Annotated in this window: 1 protein-coding gene; it reads left to right on the top strand. The window is 68.1% G+C overall.

Going from position 1 to position 565, the window contains the following annotated elements:
* Positions 1-565, top strand: a 565-nt coding sequence (locus AC1DWF_RS37360) for an aldo/keto reductase (RefSeq protein WP_476843463.1), incomplete at both ends; no start/stop codon positions are given.

Genomic DNA, 565 nt, shown 5'->3' with positions numbered 1-565 from the left:
GGCGCGAGAAGATCGTGCTCGCCACCAAGTTCGGCCAGACCAGGCCGACCGAGCCCGGCGGTCCCAACGGCGCGAATGGCCGGCCCGAATATGTCATCCAGTCCTGCGAGGACAGCCTGAAGCGTCTCGGCGTCGAGGTGATCGACCTCTATTACCAGCACCGCGTCGACGCGGACGTGCCGATCGAGGAGACGGTCGGCGCCATGGCGGAACTCGTGAAGCAGGGGAAGGTGCGTTTCCTCGGCCTCTCCGAGGCGGCGCCGGAGACGATCCGGCGCGGGCATGCCGTGCATCCCCTGGCGGCCGTGCAGACGGAATACTCCATCATGTACCGCACCGAGGCCGAGGAGACGCTGAAGACGACGCGCGAGCTCGGCATCAGCTACGTCGCCTATTCGCCGCTCGGCCGCGGCTTCCTCACCGGCACCATCAGGACCCAGGATCAGGTGGACGGCCGCCGCGCCGCCCATCCGCGCTTCAAGCCCGAGAATTTCGGCGCGAACCAGAAGCTGGTGACGCCGATCGAGGACATCGCCGCCAGCAAGGGCTGCACGCCCGCCCAGGT

It is taken from the genome of Aminobacter sp. P4_D5, from assembly GCF_056401815.1.
The sequence above is the reverse complement of the archived record's forward strand: the minus strand, read 5'-3'. Positions and strand labels throughout refer to the sequence as shown.